General features: G+C 64.3%; 15 protein-coding genes. 10 read left to right on the forward strand and 5 right to left on the reverse strand.

Annotated elements, in window-relative coordinates:
* Nucleotides 1-103 precede the first annotated feature (103 nt).
* Nucleotides 104-991: a helix-turn-helix domain-containing protein gene (locus E0702_RS05495; RefSeq protein WP_132041979.1), complete on the reverse strand. Its 888-nt coding sequence runs from the start codon at nt 989-991 to the stop codon at nt 104-106.
* Between the two features lie 159 nt (nt 992-1,150).
* Here E0702_RS05495 and pobA point away from each other — a divergent pair, with 159 nt between their 5' ends.
* Nucleotides 1,151-2,335 carry a 4-hydroxybenzoate 3-monooxygenase gene (pobA, locus tag E0702_RS05500; protein WP_132041980.1) on the forward strand — a complete coding sequence of 395 codons (1,185 nt, stop codon included), beginning with the start codon at nt 1,151-1,153 and terminating at the stop codon, nt 2,333-2,335.
* An 83-nt stretch (nt 2,336-2,418) separates the two neighbouring features.
* On the opposite strand, the gene E0702_RS05505 is transcribed toward pobA, so the two are convergent.
* Both E0702_RS05505 and E0702_RS05510 read right to left on the reverse strand, forming a co-directional pair.
* A complete protein-coding gene (locus E0702_RS05505; RefSeq protein ID WP_132041981.1) occupies nt 2,419-2,820 on the reverse strand; it encodes a hypothetical protein in 402 nt (133 codons plus the stop codon).
* Nucleotides 2,821-2,904: 84 nt separating this feature from the next.
* Complete coding sequence (locus E0702_RS05510) at nt 2,905-3,900, reverse strand: LLM class flavin-dependent oxidoreductase (protein ID WP_132041982.1); 996 nt, start codon at nt 3,898-3,900, stop codon at nt 2,905-2,907.
* A gap of 243 nt (nt 3,901-4,143) precedes the next feature.
* Here E0702_RS05510 and E0702_RS19025 point away from each other — a divergent pair, with 243 nt between their 5' ends.
* Nucleotides 4,144-4,317: a hypothetical protein gene (locus tag E0702_RS19025; protein ID WP_165927488.1), complete on the forward strand. Its 174-nt coding sequence runs from the start codon at nt 4,144-4,146 to the stop codon at nt 4,315-4,317.
* Between the two features lie 78 nt (nt 4,318-4,395).
* Nucleotides 4,396-5,751, forward strand: coding sequence for an MFS transporter (locus tag E0702_RS05515; protein ID WP_132041983.1), 1,356 nt, complete (start codon nt 4,396-4,398; stop codon nt 5,749-5,751).
* Between the two features lie 44 nt (nt 5,752-5,795).
* On the opposite strand, the gene E0702_RS05520 is transcribed toward E0702_RS05515, so the two are convergent.
* Nucleotides 5,796-7,013, reverse strand: a complete 1,218-nt coding sequence (locus E0702_RS05520; protein WP_132041984.1) for an E22 family MetX-like putative esterase — start codon at nt 7,011-7,013, stop codon at nt 5,796-5,798.
* A gap of 115 nt (nt 7,014-7,128) precedes the next feature.
* On the opposite strand from E0702_RS05520, the gene E0702_RS05525 reads away from it, so the two are divergent.
* The 6 genes from E0702_RS05525 to E0702_RS05550 all read left to right on the forward strand — a co-directional run bounded on the left by E0702_RS05525 (nt 7,129) and on the right by E0702_RS05550 (nt 14,374).
* The gene (locus E0702_RS05525; RefSeq protein ID WP_132041985.1) at nt 7,129-7,650 is read left to right on the forward strand and encodes a retropepsin-like aspartic protease family protein; all 522 of its coding nucleotides are present in this window, start codon (nt 7,129-7,131) and stop codon (nt 7,648-7,650) included.
* Between the two features lie 134 nt (nt 7,651-7,784).
* Complete coding sequence (locus E0702_RS05530; RefSeq protein ID WP_205741890.1) at nt 7,785-8,834, forward strand: NAD(P)H-dependent flavin oxidoreductase; 1,050 nt, start codon at nt 7,785-7,787, stop codon at nt 8,832-8,834.
* Between the two features lie 100 nt (nt 8,835-8,934).
* A complete protein-coding gene (locus E0702_RS05535; protein WP_132041986.1) occupies nt 8,935-9,945 on the forward strand; it encodes a YihY/virulence factor BrkB family protein in 1,011 nt (336 codons plus the stop codon).
* 125 nt (nt 9,946-10,070) lie between these two features.
* Entirely contained in the window at nt 10,071-11,765 is a 1,695-nt protein-coding gene (locus E0702_RS05540; protein ID WP_132041987.1) for a VRR-NUC domain-containing protein, read from the forward strand.
* Complete coding sequence (locus E0702_RS05545; RefSeq protein ID WP_132041988.1) at nt 11,762-14,086, forward strand: ATP-dependent DNA helicase; 2,325 nt, start codon at nt 11,762-11,764, stop codon at nt 14,084-14,086. The genes E0702_RS05540 and E0702_RS05545 overlap by 4 nt, the downstream gene beginning before the upstream one ends.
* Nucleotides 14,087-14,194: 108 nt before the next feature.
* Complete coding sequence (locus E0702_RS05550) at nt 14,195-14,374, forward strand: PLDc N-terminal domain-containing protein (protein ID WP_132041989.1); 180 nt, start codon at nt 14,195-14,197, stop codon at nt 14,372-14,374.
* A 60-nt stretch (nt 14,375-14,434) separates the two neighbouring features.
* Here E0702_RS05550 and E0702_RS05555 read toward each other — a convergent pair whose 3' ends face one another.
* Nucleotides 14,435-14,650: a DUF3565 domain-containing protein gene (locus tag E0702_RS05555; RefSeq protein ID WP_132041990.1), complete on the reverse strand. Its 216-nt coding sequence runs from the start codon at nt 14,648-14,650 to the stop codon at nt 14,435-14,437.
* A 347-nt stretch (nt 14,651-14,997) separates the two neighbouring features.
* On the opposite strand from E0702_RS05555, the gene E0702_RS05560 reads away from it, so the two are divergent.
* Entirely contained in the window at nt 14,998-15,711 is a 714-nt protein-coding gene (locus tag E0702_RS05560; protein WP_132041991.1) for a winged helix-turn-helix domain-containing protein, read from the forward strand.
* Nucleotides 15,712-15,713 lie beyond the last annotated feature (2 nt).

The raw sequence follows: 15,713 nt of genomic DNA on the forward strand, positions 1-15,713 counted from the left end.
GCCCCTGACCGATCTCTAGACTACCAAGTGCCCCCGAGAGCCATGCTCGCGGGGGCGCTGTCGTTTTTGGGGTACTGCCGCGGGCATGATATCGGGGTCGCGCTTAGGACTGGCGCCTCCGAAACTCACGCGGTGCCAGGCCGGTCAGACGCTTGAAGAAGCGGGTGAAGTAGGCGGGTTCCGAAAACCCAAGGCTATCCGCAACCTGAGCGACCGTCATGTTGGTGTAGGTAAGCTGGCGCTTCGCCTCGAGCAGCAGGCGCTCATGCAGCAGCTGCAGGGCACTGCGGTTGGCGAGACGCCGGCACAGCAGGTTGAGGTGGGCGCTGGTCATGCCGAGCTGCTCGGCGAACCGTTCGACACTAGGCTGCTGACGAAACTGCTTCTCGATCAGTGCCTGATAGTTCTGCAGGTGGATCACCCCTCGCTCCTGGGGCCGAGGAGCACTCGTGCTGCCGGTGTGGTTCGGTCTCGCGATCAGGCGGGAGATCTCGATGAACAGCGCCTCGGTGAACGCTTCCAGGATGCGCTCGCGGCCGGGGGCGGGGTGGCGATACTCGTCTCCCAGCTGGTCCACCAGGGTCGCGATGCGCCGGGCCGGTCGATCGGCCTCGAGAGGGTAGGCGGTGGCCAGTGACATCGCTCCCGCCTGGGCACCCAGCTGCTGCTCCAGCCGTTCGGCCAGGGGGCTGGCCAGGGTGATGATATGGCCCTGGGTATCCGGCGAGAAGTGGAAGCCATGGATGCTCATGGCGGGCACTACGATGATCAGGGGAGCCTTATGGGAGCGCTGGCTTCCCTCCAGCTCAAGGCTGACGCGGCCGGTGCTCAGATGGAGCAGGTGCAGCAGGTCGGTATGGCGGTGAGGCTGGATTTTCCAGTCGTGCAGCCGGCTGCGCTCGGCAATCGATTCCCAGTGGAGTAGATCCGGGGTTGGCCAGTGGCGCGTCTCGCCATACAGCTTGAAGACGGGGACGGCGTTGGTGGACATAAGCTTTTCAGCAGGCATGTGACTAAAGTTGCAGGCTTGTATTGTGATTGTCCATATTTAACTGCCAATATTGCCTTATTCGGGGCAGGTTTTCAGTAAAAAATACAATTCATATAGCGAACATCTGTTCACCATTCCAAACAGTGGAGTCTCCCCGTCATGAAAACTCAGGTCGCGATCATCGGTGCCGGGCCCTCGGGCCTTCTGCTTGGCCAGCTGCTGAGCCGCCAGGGAATCGACAATATTATTCTCGAGCGCAAGAGCGGTGAGTACGTGTTGGGCCGTATTCGTGCGGGTGTACTCGAGCAGGGCATGGTCGATCTGCTGCGCGAGGCGGGTGTCGACAAGCGCATGGATGAAGAGGGTGAGGTTCATGATGGTGTGGAGCTGGCCCTGGACAATCGTCGTGTGCGCGTCGACCTGGCCGGGCTGACAGGGGGCAAGACCGTGATGGTCTACGGCCAGACCGAGGTGACGCGTGATCTGATGGAGGCGCGGGAAGCGATCGGAGGCACGACCATCTACGAGGCCTACAACGTGCAGCCCCACGACCTCGAGAGCGATAGTCCCTATATCACTTTCGAAAAGGATGGCGAGACTCACCGTCTCGATTGCGACTACGTGGCAGGTTGCGACGGCTTCCACGGTATCTCGCGAAAGTCAATCCCGGCGGATCGCATCAAGGAGTTCGAGAAGGTCTATCCCTTCGGCTGGCTGGGCCTGCTCTCCGATACTCCGCCGGTGGCCGACGAGCTGATCTATGCCCGTCACGAACGTGGCTTCGCCCTGTGCAGCATGCGGTCATCGACCCGCAGCCGCTACTATATTCAGGTGGGGCTGGACGAGAAGGTCGAGGACTGGTCCGACGAGCGCTTCTGGGAGGAGCTCAAGCGGCGTGTTCCCGATGATGTCGCCGCCAAGCTGGTCACCGGACCGTCTCTCGAGAAGAGCATTGCCCCGCTGCGCAGCTTCGTGGTCGAGCCGATGCAGTACGGCCGGCTGTTCCTGGTAGGGGATGCGGCACATATCGTGCCGCCCACCGGGGCCAAGGGGCTCAACCTGGCGGCAAGCGACGTCAACACTCTCTATCGGTTGATGGTTCAGGTCTACCAGGAAGGGCGTACCGATCTGATCCCCAACTACTCCGCGACATGCCTCAAGCGGATCTGGAAGGCCGAGCGCTTCTCTTGGTGGATGACTTCGATGTTGCACAAGTTCTCCGAAGAAGAGGACTTTAATACTCGCATGCAGCAGGCCGAGCTCGACTATGTGACAAGCTCCGAGGCGGGGCTGACCACCATCGCCGAGAACTACGTCGGGCTACCCTACGAGTCGCTGGAATAAGCCTGCTCTCTGGCGACCCTTGATGTGGAGCTATCGTGATACGGGCCCGCCTGATGGCGGGCCCGTATGGTTATATGCGCTATTTAGCGCTTCTGCTCCTCGTCTCCCTTCACCTCGTAGTCTCCCTCCAGCACCTGCTGTTCGTGGTGGCTTCCTCTGGAGGAGTGCGTCTCGCGATAGCGGGTCTCGCGGTAGCTGAAGCCGCCGCTGACATCTTCGGCCTGATCGGCGCGCATCTGCTCCATGCGCTTCTTCAAACGGTGGCGCAGCAGCGGCATCAGCGCCCAGCCCAGCAGCATGAAGATCAGGCCGAAGACCATGGCCACGATCATCAGGGTGCCGAACAGCAGCCAGGCGAGCAGCATCTTGAGGCTGTCGAGCAGGCCATTGCCCTGGCGCTGTCGAGCGCGCTGCTGCCACTGCTGGGCGGCACGCCAGGCGGGGTTCTGGCGGGGATCTCGCTGCGGGCCTTGGGAATCGGGCATGTTAACCTCCAGAGGTCGCGTCGGATGTGACGCTAGATGAACTGCCCCTTGGAAAGCCCGGGGACAGGGTTCGTTCCTTATAGACTACCCCCTCCACACGTCGGCAACGATCTCGTAGCTTCTCAGGCGGTCCTCCAGGGCATAGACGTCGGTGTTGAGCATCAGTTCGTCGGCGCCGGTCTGCTCGAGGAAGGCCTCCAGCCCCTGACGCATGGTCTCGGGACCGCCGACGATGGCGGCTCCCAGGAACTGTTGCAGCTGGGCCTCCTCGATGGGCGACATCTCCAGATGCTCCACCGGGGGCTTGGCGCTGGTGCGTCGACCACGAATCATGCCCAGAAACTTCTGGCGCATGGTGGAAGCCAGGTAGTCGGCGTGGGCATCGGTCTCGGCGGCGACCACCGGCAGCCCGACCATGGCGTGGGGACGCTCGAGGACCGCAGAGGGCTGGAAGTTGTCGCGGTAGAGTCGCAGCGCCTCGAACAGATAGCCTGGGGCGAACTGGGCGGCGAAGGCGAAGGGTAGGCCGAGGCGTGCGGCGAGCTGGGCGCTGTAGCCGCTGGAGCCCAGCAGCCAGAGGGGGACATGGGTGCCCTGGCCGGGAACCGCGAGCACCCGCTGGTCGGGTCGCGGGTCGTCGAGAAAGCCTTGCAGCTCCTCCAGGCGTTGCGGGAAGTCGTCCACCCCGGCATAGGGGTCACGGCGCAGCGCCGCCATGGTGGCACCGTCGGAACCCGGTGCGCGGCCCAGCCCCAGGTCGATACGCCCGGGGTAGAGGGTTTCCAGGGTGCCGAACTGCTCGGCGATCACCAGCGGCGGATGGTTGGGCAGCATGATGCCGCCGCTGCCCACACGGATGCGCTGGGTGGCACCGGCCACATGGCCGATCAGCACCGCGGTGGCGGCGCTGGCGATGCCCGCGATGCCGTGATGCTCGGCGAGCCAGAAGCGGGTAAAGCCCAGGCGCTCGGTCAATTGGGCCAGGGCCACGCTTTCACGGTAGCTGTCGGCGGCGCTGCCACCCTCGCGGATGGGGGCCAGGTCGAGAACGGATAGAGGGGTGTCGGCGAGACGGGACATGGCGGCTCCGATTGAGGGGGCGAAAAAAGTTAGCCTGCTGAGAGTATTGATGGGGGCGCAGCGTCTTCGATGCAATGCCGGTCTTTTCGAGGCCGATTCGCCGAGCGGAGAAAAGAAGCCTCGTCAGATCGGTCCCAGTGTGTTCTGTCAGCACATCCCTGACTGTGAGGTCATCTCGTCGCTGGCCTACCGCTGGCCCAGGCCGTAAGCTTTGGGTATCTATGGTGAAATCGGACTTCCGCCATGCCTCCCATCACTGTTACGGGTGAGCGTCGCCGTCGGGGAGCGACTCGAAGGCGACACTCCGCCGCCCGGTATACCCGCTTCGATCGTTGGCTCGATCGCGTGGTCGATATCGCCGTCATCATCGCCTTGCTGGTGGGGGGCGTCGCTCTGTTGCTCTCCTTGCTGCGCTAGGGCGGCTGGCCTTCGCCATCTCGTGCGGTGGATAAGGGGCTGCTATGGTGGGGACCCTTCATCCACAGGGACGCTGCGATGAGCACGACCGACAGCACACCGCTACCAAGAGTCCGCGCCTCTCGCCGCGAAATCTTCGGCTGGGCGATGTTCGACTTCGCTAACCAGGCCTACACCCTGCTGATCATCACCGTGGTCTTCGGTGAACTGTTCACCACGGTGATCGTCGGTGAGCGCGGGGGTGACTACCGGCTGGCCAACTTCCTGTGGAGCCTGGCACTGGCCATCAGTTACCTGCTGGTGGTGGTCACCGGGCCGCTATGCGGAGCGGTGATGGACTACCGTGCCGAGAAGAAGCGCTTCCTGTTTGCCAGCTACCTGGCCACGGTGGCCGCCACCGCAATGCTCTACTTCGTGGCGCCGGGTTACGTGCTGCTAGGCCTCATGTTGATCGTAGTCTCCAACTACGCCTACTCCATGGGCGAGTCATTTATCGCCGCCTTCCTGCCCGATCTGGGGCCACCGGAGGATCTGGGCAAGATCTCCGGGTTCGGCTGGGCGCTGGGCTATGTCGGCGGGCTCTTCGCCGCCGGCTTCACCCTGGTGGCGCTGGGCGAGGCGACGGCGGAGAATTTCGAGCGTATTCGCTGGGTGGGACCCTTCGCTGCCGGCTTCTTCCTTATCACCGCCATTCCTACCTTCCTGTGGGTGAAGGAGCGTGGCACGCCGCAGCCCGCCGGCAAGCGCTACCGGGATATCGCCCGAGAGCGTGTCTCGACTACCCTGCATGAGCTGCGACGTTTTCAGGACCTGGCGACCTTCCTGGTCTCGCTGCTGTTCTCCATGGCCGGGGTCTATATCATCATCGCCTTCGCCTTTATCTATGGTGCCCAGGTGATCGGCTGGGACGAGTCGATCCGCAACCTGATGTTCATCATCGTGCAGGTCACCGCGGCGGCCGGTGCCCTGGGCTTCGGCTTTATACAGGATCGTTTCGGTACCAAGCTGACCTACCAGTTCACCCTGGTGCTGTGGGTGGCGGCGATACTTGCCATCTGGGCCACCCCCGAGGTCACGGCCCTGCTCAATGGACGCTTCGGGCTCGGCTGGGAGGCCCAGCACCTGTTTCTCGTCGTCGGCTGCCTGGCGGGGCTCTCGCTGGGCTCCAGCCAATCCGCCAGCCGTGCCCTGGTGGGTCTCTTCTCGCCGACCCGCAAGGCCGCCGAGTTCTTCGGTTTCTGGGGGCTAGCCAACAAGCTGGCCGGTGTCTTCGGCATCATCGCCCTGGGGCTGCTGCAATCAGTGGTGGGGCTGCAGGCCTCCATACTGCTGTGTGCGGCGCTGTTTATCGTTGCCATCCTGATCTGTCTGTTCGTCGATCAGACCCGAGGACAGCGCGTTGCTGAGGCCTGGGAGACACGCAATGGTCGTTGAAGGGGGGGAGGGCCGGTCCGTTCCGGCCCCCAGGGCAGTAAAGATCAGCGGGCCAGGAAATCGCTTAGCTCGTTCCCGGCCTGGTCGATAGCGAGCACGCCGTCGAGGTGACCACGGGTTCCCTCAAGCGGCAATAGCTTCACCGGCGTGCCGTCAGCCGCTATTAGCTCGGCGGTGCGCTTGACGCTTTGAGGGGCGAAGACCAGGTCATCTTCGCTGTAGAGCATCAGCGTTGGTGCCTCGATGGCCGCCAGTCCAGCTTCCAGGCTCTCCCCATGGCCTGCCATGAACGTCTGATTGGCTCTGACCAGATAGAGTAGATGATTGGCATCGGCCACTTGCGCGCGAGCGGTTGCGATATCATCCAGTGTTTGTTCGATAGCGTAACGAGCCTCCAGACTACGGGAAGGGTCGGCGTTCTCCTCGGCCCAGCTGCGGTCGAAGGTCTCGTTGGCCCACTGCCAATGGTTGGCATTTAGGGTAACCAGCTTTAGCGATTCACGAAGGCCATCCAGCGGCGGTGTATCCGAATAGTAAGCCCCGTCATTCCAGTTGGCATCTAGACGGATAGGAGCCGCCCAAGCACTGAGTGTGGCGAGTAGCCAGGGGTCGGTCATTCCGGAGCCAATCACCGGAATCAGTCGCTCTACCTGCTCCGGGTAGCGGCTCGCCCACTCATAGGCTTGCAGCGCCCCCATGGAGGCGCCCATCACGGCATGCAGACGCTCGATGCCCTGACTCTCCAGTAGCGCCTTCTGAACGTCGACAAAATCACCAATGGTGACCACCGGGAAGTCGAGGCCCCATGGCTCTCCGGTTTCGGGACGAATGGATGCCGGGCCTGTCGTTGTTACGTTGGGGGCATGAGCATTGAGATTGACCAGGGTATCGGAAGCGATGATGTAATATTTATCCGTATCCAGTGGCTTGCCGGGACCGATGATACTGTCCCAATACCCCCTGGCGCCGTCTTCGTCATAACGACCGGCTGCCTGGCTGGTGCCCGAGAAGAAGTGGGTGATCAAGATAGCGTTGTCCTTCTCCTCGTTAAGGGTGCCATAGGCTTCCCAGCCCACCCTGACCGGAGCGATGGTGTCACCTCCACGGGTGGTGTACTCCTCCATCAAGAATTCCTGCTTCTCTACCAGGCCGTCCCAGGCCTGAGCGCTAAGCGTCAGCAACAGGGCGGTGACTGTGCACAGGCCGGTGGCGAAGGGGCGGTACGAACGTATAGGGCGCGAGAGACGGCGACTGTCCTGCATGGCGCGTTATCCTTGTGATTATCTTGTTGTCGAGATGAAGCTCAACCATTGGAGCCGCCGGCGTTCAGAGTGTCAATGTAACCACAATTTTCACCATCGTTTCCGGAGGCCGGGCATGACTAACGACAAGCAGTCTGTACGCCGTACCGGGCTTGGCATGATGCTGCTGTTCTGGGTGCTGTTCATCGCAACCGGTACCTGGTGGTTCCAGGGCCTTGTGGAGCGCCAGCGCAACCCCAACAGCCATCTGGTCAGCGCCGTGGAGGAGGGGGCGCCGGTGGTGCTCGAGCGCAATCGCGGTGGCCACTTCGTGGCCACCGGGCGAATCAACGGCGAACCGGTGGAGTTCCTGGTGGATACCGGTGCCACCTACGTGGCACTGCCGCGGCAGATGGCCGAGCGGCTGGGGCTCGAGGCGACCGGTAGCGCCTGGTTCAATACCGCCAACGGCCGGGTACGCGGTGACCTCACCCTCCTCGATGAGGTCAGCCTGGGCGGCTACGTGGCCCGTGATGTGCGTGGCTCCGTCAGCCTGGGGCTGGAGGGCGATACCGCCCTGCTGGGCATGAGCTTCCTCGACCATTTCGACATCCGCATCCGGGGTGCCCAGATGGTGCTGGAACCAGCCGCAGACTGAGGCGTTAACCATCTCGCAACAGCCACCGCGCCGACCTTTGCTGAAGAGGCTGCGCTGTGCCCAATGTCGTCTTGCCGCGAACAAGAGGGGGCACGCAGACTGTAGCGACACTCATCCCCGTGACGGAGCCTGACATGACCCTGTCGCCATCTCTGCATCAGCGTCTCGGCATCGAGCTGCCTATCCTCCAGGCACCCATGGCCGGTGCCCAGGACAGCGCCCTGGCCATCGCCGTGTCGCGAGCCGGAGGGCTGGGGGCACTACCCTGTGCCATGCTCTCGCTCGAGGCCATGGGCGAGGAGCTCGCGGCGTTCCGCGCCGCCACCTCGATGCCACTCAACGTCAACTTCTTCTGCCATGTTCCTCCCGAGCCGGACCCTGGCGTCCAGGCGCGCTGGCATAAGGCGCTCGCGCCCTTTTTCGCCGAGTTCGGCCTGGATATCGATGCCGTGACCCAGGGGCCAGGGCGTTGCCCCTTCGACCATCAAGCCTGTGATGTCCTTGAACCCTTTCGGCCCGAGGTAGTGAGCTTTCATTTCGGTCTGCCCGGCGACGCCCTGCTCGAGCGGGTCAAGGCCTGGGGCGCCACGGTGCTCTCCACGGCCACCACGGTGGAGGAGGCTCGCTGGCTCGAGGCTCAGGGTGCCGATGCGCTGATCGTCCAGGGGCTGGAGGCTGGAGGGCATCGCGGCATGTTCCTTAGCGAGGAGATCACGACCCAGATGGGTACCCTTGCCCTGTTGCCTCAGGTGCGTGATGCCGTTGACCTGCCCCTGATCGCCGCCGGGGGGATCGCCGATGCCAGCGGGGTAGCGGCGGCCCGGGCGTTGGGTGCCGATGCCGTGCAGATAGGCACCGCTCTGCTGTGCTGCCCCGAGACCACGATCTCGGCAATCCACCGTCGCGCGCTTCAATCGGAGGCGGCGCGTCATACGGCGCTGACCAACCTTTATAGCGGTCGTCCGGCCCGAGGCATCGTCACCCGGCTGATGCGAGAGCTGGGACCCATGGCCGAGGTGGCCCCGGCCTTTCCCCTGGCCACCTCGGCAATCGCGCCGCTACGCGCCGCCGCCGAGGCCACGGGCAGCGGCGACTTCTCGCCACTCTGGGCCGGGCAGAACGCCAGTCGCTGTCGTGCCATTCCCGCCGCCGATGTCATCGCCGAGCTTGCCGTCGGGATGTGAATCTGCCGATAGCAACTGACAACATCGATAAACGAGCAACATCAATAAACGAGCAAGGCAAGGAGAGTGCTGCGGCTTACCCAACGCAACGGAGGTGGCTATGGCCAAGCAGACACATGGGCGTTGCGCCAGCAAGCCCGGTCAGATCCCCGCGGGTGGCTGGCTGGATATCCTGTGGCGCGTCAAGCAGGAGGTCGCCCAGGATCTTGTCGCCATGATGGCTGCCGGTATTGCCTTCAATGCCATGCTGGCGCTCTTCCCGATGATCGCGGCCATCATCTCGATCTGGGCGCTGGTGATGGATCCTCAGGACCTGGCGGGTCAGATCATTCAGCTGAGCCGTTACCTGCCGCCCGAGGCCTCCAGCCTGATCAACGATCAGGCACGCAAGATCGGCGAGAGCACCAGTACCGGCCTCAGTCTCACGGCACTGGGCAGCGTGCTGTTAGCGATGTTTATCGGCTCCAAGGGCGTGCTGTGGATGGTGATGGGGCTGAATGTGGTATATGGAGAAGACGACAGGCGCGGAGCGTTGCACCGCGGCTTGATCGTCGCGGCCCTGACGCTGGGGCTGATCCTCATGCTGCTGGTCACCGTTGTCTTTATCGCCTTCTTCCCGCTGGCCATTGGCATGCTGGGGCTCGATACCCTGCTGGTATGGGCTGTCGCCTGGCTGCGCTGGCCGGCACTCCTGGTGGTGATGATGCTGGTGATCGCCGTTTTCTACCGCTTCGGGCCCTATCGGCGGTCACCACGCTGGAGGTGGCTCAGCATCGGTTCTGTCGTCGCCACCTTGATGTGGCTGATCGGCTCCATTGGACTGTCGCTCTACTTCGGTCGCGTGGTCAGCGTAAGCGAAATCTATGGGTCACTGGGCGCGGTGGTGGTGCTGATGCTGTGGCTCTGGCTCTCGGCCTTCGTCGTGCTGCTCGGGGCAGAGTTCAACGCGGAAATGGAGCGCCAGACCTATCGTGATACCACCGTCGGTGAGCCTCGCCCTCTCGGGGAGCGCGATGCCTATGCTGCCGACACCGTGGGCCATGGGGGGCCGTGGCGTGGAGTCAGTCCTGGGGAGTGCAAGAAGGCCTCCGATCCGGATGATTCCTTGTGACGCTGCCCCGCCATCGATATTACTGCCTTGAGCTGTCGCAGATGACAGTACCGCCCAAGACTTTTCCGGCGACTGGCCGTCGTTGGAGGAGTGAGTCTGCCCCTTTCGGCTGATATCATGGATATATGAACAGTAATCAAGCCGTCGCCGCCCCCCTCGAAGACCCGCTGTACTACCTGGCAAACTTCGAGCATGTGCTGGCCTGGGTGGCCGAGCGCCACGGCGACCTGCTCAGCGACGTTGAACACAACTTCCTGGCTCTGTTTGCCGGCCTGCCGCTTGGTTCACGGGCGCTGCTGGTGCGCATGGTCATGCGCAAGGGCGAGCACTTTCGCCCCTCGCGGCTGGTCTATCCCGAGATCGGCAATACCGAGTCGGCGCTGGCGCCGCTGGTGGCGGCCGGGCTGGTGGAGGAGGCGCCGGTGCTCGATGTGGCGACGCTCTTCACCCAGCTGCGACTTGCCGAGCTGCGTCAGGCCCTGGCGACAGAGATCGCCGAGGCGGGCCTGCCTGCGACCGTAGGCAAGGGAGCCCTGCGCGAGGCGCTGCTGGCGCGAGGGCTGATGCCGCGACCGCTGAGCGCCTGGTGGCCAGAGGCCCCCGAGCGGGTGGTGCGGGTGTGCATCATGGCGAGCTGTGATCGTCTGCGGTTGATGTTCTTCGGCAACCTGCGCCAGGACTGGTCGGAATTCGTGCTTGCCGAGCTTGGGCATCAGCGCTTCGAAGCGGTGGCATTCGGTGCCGACTCCCGGGCCTTTCACCGGCGTGACGAGGTCGATGCCTATCTGGCACTGCATGATCTGCGGCGGCGGCTGGAGGAGGGCGAGGCGCCTGCGGATCTGGCCGAGGCGCTGCCCGCCAGACCCGATAACCCCTGGCTGGCGTCGCGACATGCGCGGCTGTGCCTCGCGCTGGGGCGTCGGGCGGAGCGTGACGGGATGGCCGAACTGGCATTGACGCTCTACCGCCGAGCCGGCTGGCCGGCACCCGAGGCCAGTGGAGAGGGGCGAATTCGCTACCTGCGTCTGGCCGAGCGTCAGGGGCGCTGGCGTCAGGCGCTGATCCTGGCCGAGCCGCTGGCGCGTGTCACCCGCGACGATGTGGAGGCCCAGGCCCTGGGTCGGCTGCTGACGCGGCTGCGCCGCCGCCTGAGTCTGGTGCCGGAGACGCCTGCTCCCGAACCCGCCCCCGAGCGCTTCACGCTGCGCCTGCCAGGCCCCGGCCGTGTCGAGCAAACGGTACGAGAGCATCTGCATCGCGAGGCGGCACCGGTCCATTATGTGGAGAACACCCTGCTGACCGGCCTGTTCGGCCTGCTGTGCTGGGAGGCGCTCTTCACGCCGTTGCCCGGTGCCTTCTTTCATCCCTTCCAATCCGGCCCCGCGGATCTCTATCGAGACGACTTCGTGACCCGTCGCCGTGACCATTTCAAGGCGTGTCTGGCCCGGCTGGATGATGGTCGATATCGCCGGACGATCCTGGCTACCTGGCGCGACAAGCAGGGGATCGCCAATCCCTTCGTGCACTGGGAAGCGCTCGATGAGGCGCTGCTCACCCAGGCACTGGCCTGTATTCCCCCCGCCCATCTACGTATCTGCTTCGACCATCTGCTGAGCAACCTGCGAGCCAACCGGGCGGGCCTGCCGGATCTGATACAGCTGTTTCTCGAGGCCTCGCCGGGTGGGCCGCGCTACCGACTGATCGAGGTCAAGGGCCCGGGGGATCGGCTGCAGGACAACCAGCGGCGCTGGATGACCCTCTTCCATCGCCATGAGATCCCGGCAGCGGTGTGCCATCTGGAGTGGGTGAGAGAGAGATGAGTGACCCGCAGCCGCTGCGCGTCGGGGTGCGCACCCTGTGCGATGTCACCGCCCGGGAGGGAGACCTCGACCATCGCTTCACACCCTCGCCCAGTGCCCGGGAGGGACTCGAGGGGCAGCGCGAAATCGCCAGGCGTCGGGGCGCGGACTACCTCACGGAAGTGGCACTGGCCGGCGAGGTGGCGGGGCTCGTGGTGCGTGGGCGCGCCGATGGTTACGATCCGCTAGCCAATCGTCTGGAGGAGATCAAGACCCATCGCGGTGATGTCGCGCGACTGGCAAGCAACCAGCGCGCCCTGCATCGTGCCCAGCTGCGCAGCTACGGCGCCCTGCTATGCGCCGAGCGTCATCTCGAGTCGGTCGAGCTGACACTGGTTTACCTGGAGGTGGGCAGCGGGCGCGAAACGCGGGTCAGCGAGCATGTCACCGCCGACGCCCTGTGGCAGGAGCTGGCCGAGCGCTGCCGATGCTATCGCGCCTGGGCGAAACGGGAAGCGCAGCATCGCCGCCAGCGTGACGCCGCGCTGTGCGAGCTCGGCTTTCCCTTCGCCGACTTCCGCCCCGGACAGCGTCATCTGGCCGAGGAGAGCTACAAGGCCGCCGCCACCGGTCGGGTGCTGATGGCTCAGGCCCCTACCGGTATCGGCAAGACGCTGGGTACGCTCTTCCCGTTGCTCAAGGCGATGCCGCGGCACGGACTGGACCGACTCGCCTACCTGACCATGAAGACGCCGGGGCGACGCCTGGCTCTCGAGGCGCTGACACGGCTGGGCGCCCACCCGAAGCAGGACGGCCTGGCCCTGCGTGTGCTGGAGCTGACCGCGCGGGAGAAGGCCTGTGAGTATCCGGGGCGCGCCTGTCATGGCGAGGCCTGTCCGCTGGCCGCCGGCTTCTATGACCGCCTGCCGGCGGTACGCGAGGCGGCGGCCGAGCGCCGCTGGCTCGACCGCGAGTCATTGCGTGAGCTGGCCGTCGAGCATGAGGTCTGCCCCTACTATCTCGGACAGGAGATGGCGCGCTGGAGTGATGTGGTCGTCGGCGATGTCAATCACTGGTTCGATGATCATGCGCTGCTCCACGGTTTGGCGCGTGAGCAGGGCTGGCGCGTCGGGGTGCTGGTGGACGAGGCCCACAACCTGATAGCCCGGGCGCGAGGCATGTACAGCGTGTCCCTCGCTCAGCACGACCAGGGAAGGCTCAAGCGCAGCGCCCCGGAGCGGCTCAAGGCCCCGCTGGGGAGGCTGCAGCGGCAGTGGCAGGTTCTGGTGCGTGAGGCGGGACTCGGAGAAGGCGGAGGGCCTGGTCGTCCCGCGGTACGGCATCTGGAGTCCCTGTCGTCCTCGCTGCTGGGTAGCCTCCAGGCGCTGGCCTCCGCACTCGCCGAGGCCCTGGGAGAGCATCCTGCACTGGGGGCCGAGTGGCAGGAGCTGCTGTTCGAGTCCCTGGCGTTCCTGCGCCTGGCCGAACGCCTTGGCGATCACACGCTGTGTGAGCTGACCCGTGAGGGGCGGGGACGCGCGCGGCTGGCACTTCACAACCTGATTCCGGCGGACTTTCTCGCGGCGCGCTTTGCCGCGGCGCACTGTGTGGTGCTGTTCTCGGCGACCCTGGGGCCGGCCGATTACCAGCGCGATCTGCTGGGGCTGCCAAAGGGGAGTGTCTGGCGAGAGGTGCCATCTCCTTTTGCCGCCAGCCAGCTGGAGGTCTCCGTTCGCGCCGATATCTCGACGCGACTACGCGACCGCGGAGCCTCGCTTGCCCCTATCGTCGCCGAGATCGCCGCGCAGCATGCGCGGCGCCCCGGCCACTATCTGGCCTTCTTCAGCAGCTTCGCCTATCTGGAGGCGGTGTTTGCCCACTTTGTCGCCTGTCATCCGCAGATCCCCGCCTGGGCCCAGGAGCGTCGCATGAGCGAGGCGGCACGCGATGCCTTCCTGTCACGCTTCACCGCCGATGGGCATGGCATCGGGTTTGCGGTGCTGGGAGGCGCCTTCGGTGAGGGCATCGACCTGCCCGGTGAGCGGCTGGTGGGGGCCTTTGTCGCGACCCTGGGGCTCCCACCGGCGGACCCCATCAATGAGGCACTCAGAACGCGGCTGCAGGCGCGCTACGGACGTGGCGACGAGTATGCCTATCGAGTCCCGGGGATGGTCAAGGTGGTGCAGGCGGCGGGGCGGGTGATTCGCGACCCCGCGGACAGTGGCACGGTGGTGCTGATGGATGATCGCTTCGCTCGCAACGAGGTACGCCAGCACCTGCCTCGCTGGTGGGGGGAGCCGCTCGTCAGGACGGCCGGGCCGACAGGGCATGCGCCGACCTGATGCCGGTGCAGGAAAAACTTAACAAGGGGTTACTGTACCCCCTGCCAGGGCTGTGCTAACCCTAAAGGTGTCAATTCACATCAATGGAAGTGACAAGGAGGTACAGGCATGGGTATCGAAGTGACCGGTCTATTGGGTCTTGTCTGGCTGATCATCGTGATCTGGGCCATCGTCAAGGTGGCCAAGAGTGCGGCCAGTGGCCTGGCCAAGGTGATCTGGATCATCGTGCTGCTGGTCTTCCCGCTGGTGGGATTGATCGTCTGGTTCCTGTTTGGCCCCAAGGGATAGCCATGCCAGGAACCCAGTGACTTATCGGGCCGCCTTCGGGCGGCCCGACTTCATTCTGGCTCAGGCGGGGGGCGGGTTGTCACGTGGTTCGCTACGGTCGCACTTGACGCATTCGAGCGGCAGACCGAGACGCGAGCGTCGCCCCGCCGCGGTGATGACCCAGGGGCGCTCCACCCAGGGCGGCTGGTGGCGTACATGCTGGTTGTGGCCACAGGCCAACTCGGCCACCCAGTGACCCTCCGAGTCGCGATGGTAGCCGATGATAGGCTGTTGCATGGTGTCAATACGGTTCCGGTGGCGCCTTGTAGTGGCCCGGAACCGTGACGCGTTCGCCGCTTGGCAGGGTACGCACATGGGTGGGAACGTAGATCCGCTTGATGACACTCTTGCTCATGCTGGACTCCCTGTGTCGAGTCTTGTGCTGTCGAGACACTTTCAGTGTGTGCTTCAGGGCCATGGCAGGCAATACCTCTCTAGGGCTATACCTCACCGGGGCTAAGCCGCGAGTCCCGTGCCGCTGCATTCATGCAGGCGCGAGTTGTAATTTCAGGTATCCTTTGACTAAAGGCGGCTGGACACTTTGGCAAGGCTGCTACCCAGCAATCAATGGAGCGTATACGAGAATGGTTGATAGCCTGCAGCCCAGGGAGCAGGATCACGTGCTGATCGTCGAGGATGATGAGCGCCTGGCGAGTCTGACCCGCGACTATCTGGAGGCCAACGGCTTTCGCGTGACACTGGAGGCCGATGGCGCGCGCGGGGTCGACAGTATTCTTTCCCTGCAGCCGGATCTGGTAATTCTCGATCTGATGCTGCCCGGTGAGGACGGCCTGTCGATCTGCCGGCGTGTGCGCGACGACTATCCCGGACCGATCCTGATGCTCACCGCCCGCACCGATGACATGGATCAGGTGCTCGGGCTGGAGATGGGGGCCGATGACTATGTCGCCAAGCCGGTGCAGCCGCGAGTCCTGCTGGCGCGCATGCGTGCCCTGTTGCGGCGCTCCGAGCCCGTCGAGGAGAGCGGAGAAATGCGCCTAGCCTTCGGCGATCTGGAGATCGACAACGCGACTCGTGAGGCGTGGCTGACGGGCGAGCGCATCGAGTTGACCAGCGCCGAGTTTGACCTGCTGTGGCTGCTGGCCAGCAATGCGGGCAAGGTGTTGACGCGCGAAGAGATATTCTCTCAGCTGCGCGGCATCAAGTATGACGGTCAGGACCGTTCCATCGACGTGCGTGTCTCGCGTATTCGCCCCAAGATCGGCGATGACCCCAATCAGCCGCACCGCATCAAGACCGTGCGTAGCAAGGGCTACCTGTTTGTCAAGGATGCTTGAGC

The organism is Halomonas marinisediminis, assembly GCF_004347715.1.
In the GTDB taxonomy this organism is placed as follows: domain Bacteria; phylum Pseudomonadota; class Gammaproteobacteria; order Pseudomonadales; family Halomonadaceae; genus Halomonas; species Halomonas icarae.

What these genes read in the sequence shown, in the direction of transcription:
- pobA (WP_132041980.1), top strand. Translation starts at nt 1,151, where the DNA reads ATGAAAACTCAGGTCGCGATCATCGGTGCCGGGCCCTCGGGCCTTCTG.
- E0702_RS05555 (WP_132041990.1), bottom strand. Translation starts at nt 14,650, where the DNA reads ATGCAACAGCCTATCATCGGCTACCATCGCGACTCGGAGGGTCACTGG.
- E0702_RS05540 (WP_132041987.1), top strand. Translation starts at nt 10,071, where the DNA reads ATGAACAGTAATCAAGCCGTCGCCGCCCCCCTCGAAGACCCGCTGTAC.
- E0702_RS05495 (WP_132041979.1), bottom strand. Translation starts at nt 991, where the DNA reads ATGTCCACCAACGCCGTCCCCGTCTTCAAGCTGTATGGCGAGACGCGC.
- E0702_RS05520 (WP_132041984.1), bottom strand. Translation starts at nt 7,013, where the DNA reads ATGCAGGACAGTCGCCGTCTCTCGCGCCCTATACGTTCGTACCGCCCC.
- E0702_RS05560 (WP_132041991.1), top strand. Translation starts at nt 14,998, where the DNA reads ATGGTTGATAGCCTGCAGCCCAGGGAGCAGGATCACGTGCTGATCGTC.
- E0702_RS05505 (WP_132041981.1), bottom strand. Translation starts at nt 2,820, where the DNA reads ATGCCCGATTCCCAAGGCCCGCAGCGAGATCCCCGCCAGAACCCCGCC.
- E0702_RS05545 (WP_132041988.1), top strand. Translation starts at nt 11,762, where the DNA reads ATGAGTGACCCGCAGCCGCTGCGCGTCGGGGTGCGCACCCTGTGCGAT.
- E0702_RS05510 (WP_132041982.1), bottom strand. Translation starts at nt 3,900, where the DNA reads ATGTCCCGTCTCGCCGACACCCCTCTATCCGTTCTCGACCTGGCCCCC.
- E0702_RS05525 (WP_132041985.1), top strand. Translation starts at nt 7,129, where the DNA reads ATGACTAACGACAAGCAGTCTGTACGCCGTACCGGGCTTGGCATGATG.
- E0702_RS05535 (WP_132041986.1), top strand. Translation starts at nt 8,935, where the DNA reads ATGGCCAAGCAGACACATGGGCGTTGCGCCAGCAAGCCCGGTCAGATC.
- E0702_RS19025 (WP_165927488.1), top strand. Translation starts at nt 4,144, where the DNA reads ATGCCTCCCATCACTGTTACGGGTGAGCGTCGCCGTCGGGGAGCGACT.
- E0702_RS05515 (WP_132041983.1), top strand. Translation starts at nt 4,396, where the DNA reads ATGAGCACGACCGACAGCACACCGCTACCAAGAGTCCGCGCCTCTCGC.
- E0702_RS05550 (WP_132041989.1), top strand. Translation starts at nt 14,195, where the DNA reads ATGGGTATCGAAGTGACCGGTCTATTGGGTCTTGTCTGGCTGATCATC.
- E0702_RS05530 (WP_205741890.1), top strand. Translation starts at nt 7,785, where the DNA reads ATGACCCTGTCGCCATCTCTGCATCAGCGTCTCGGCATCGAGCTGCCT.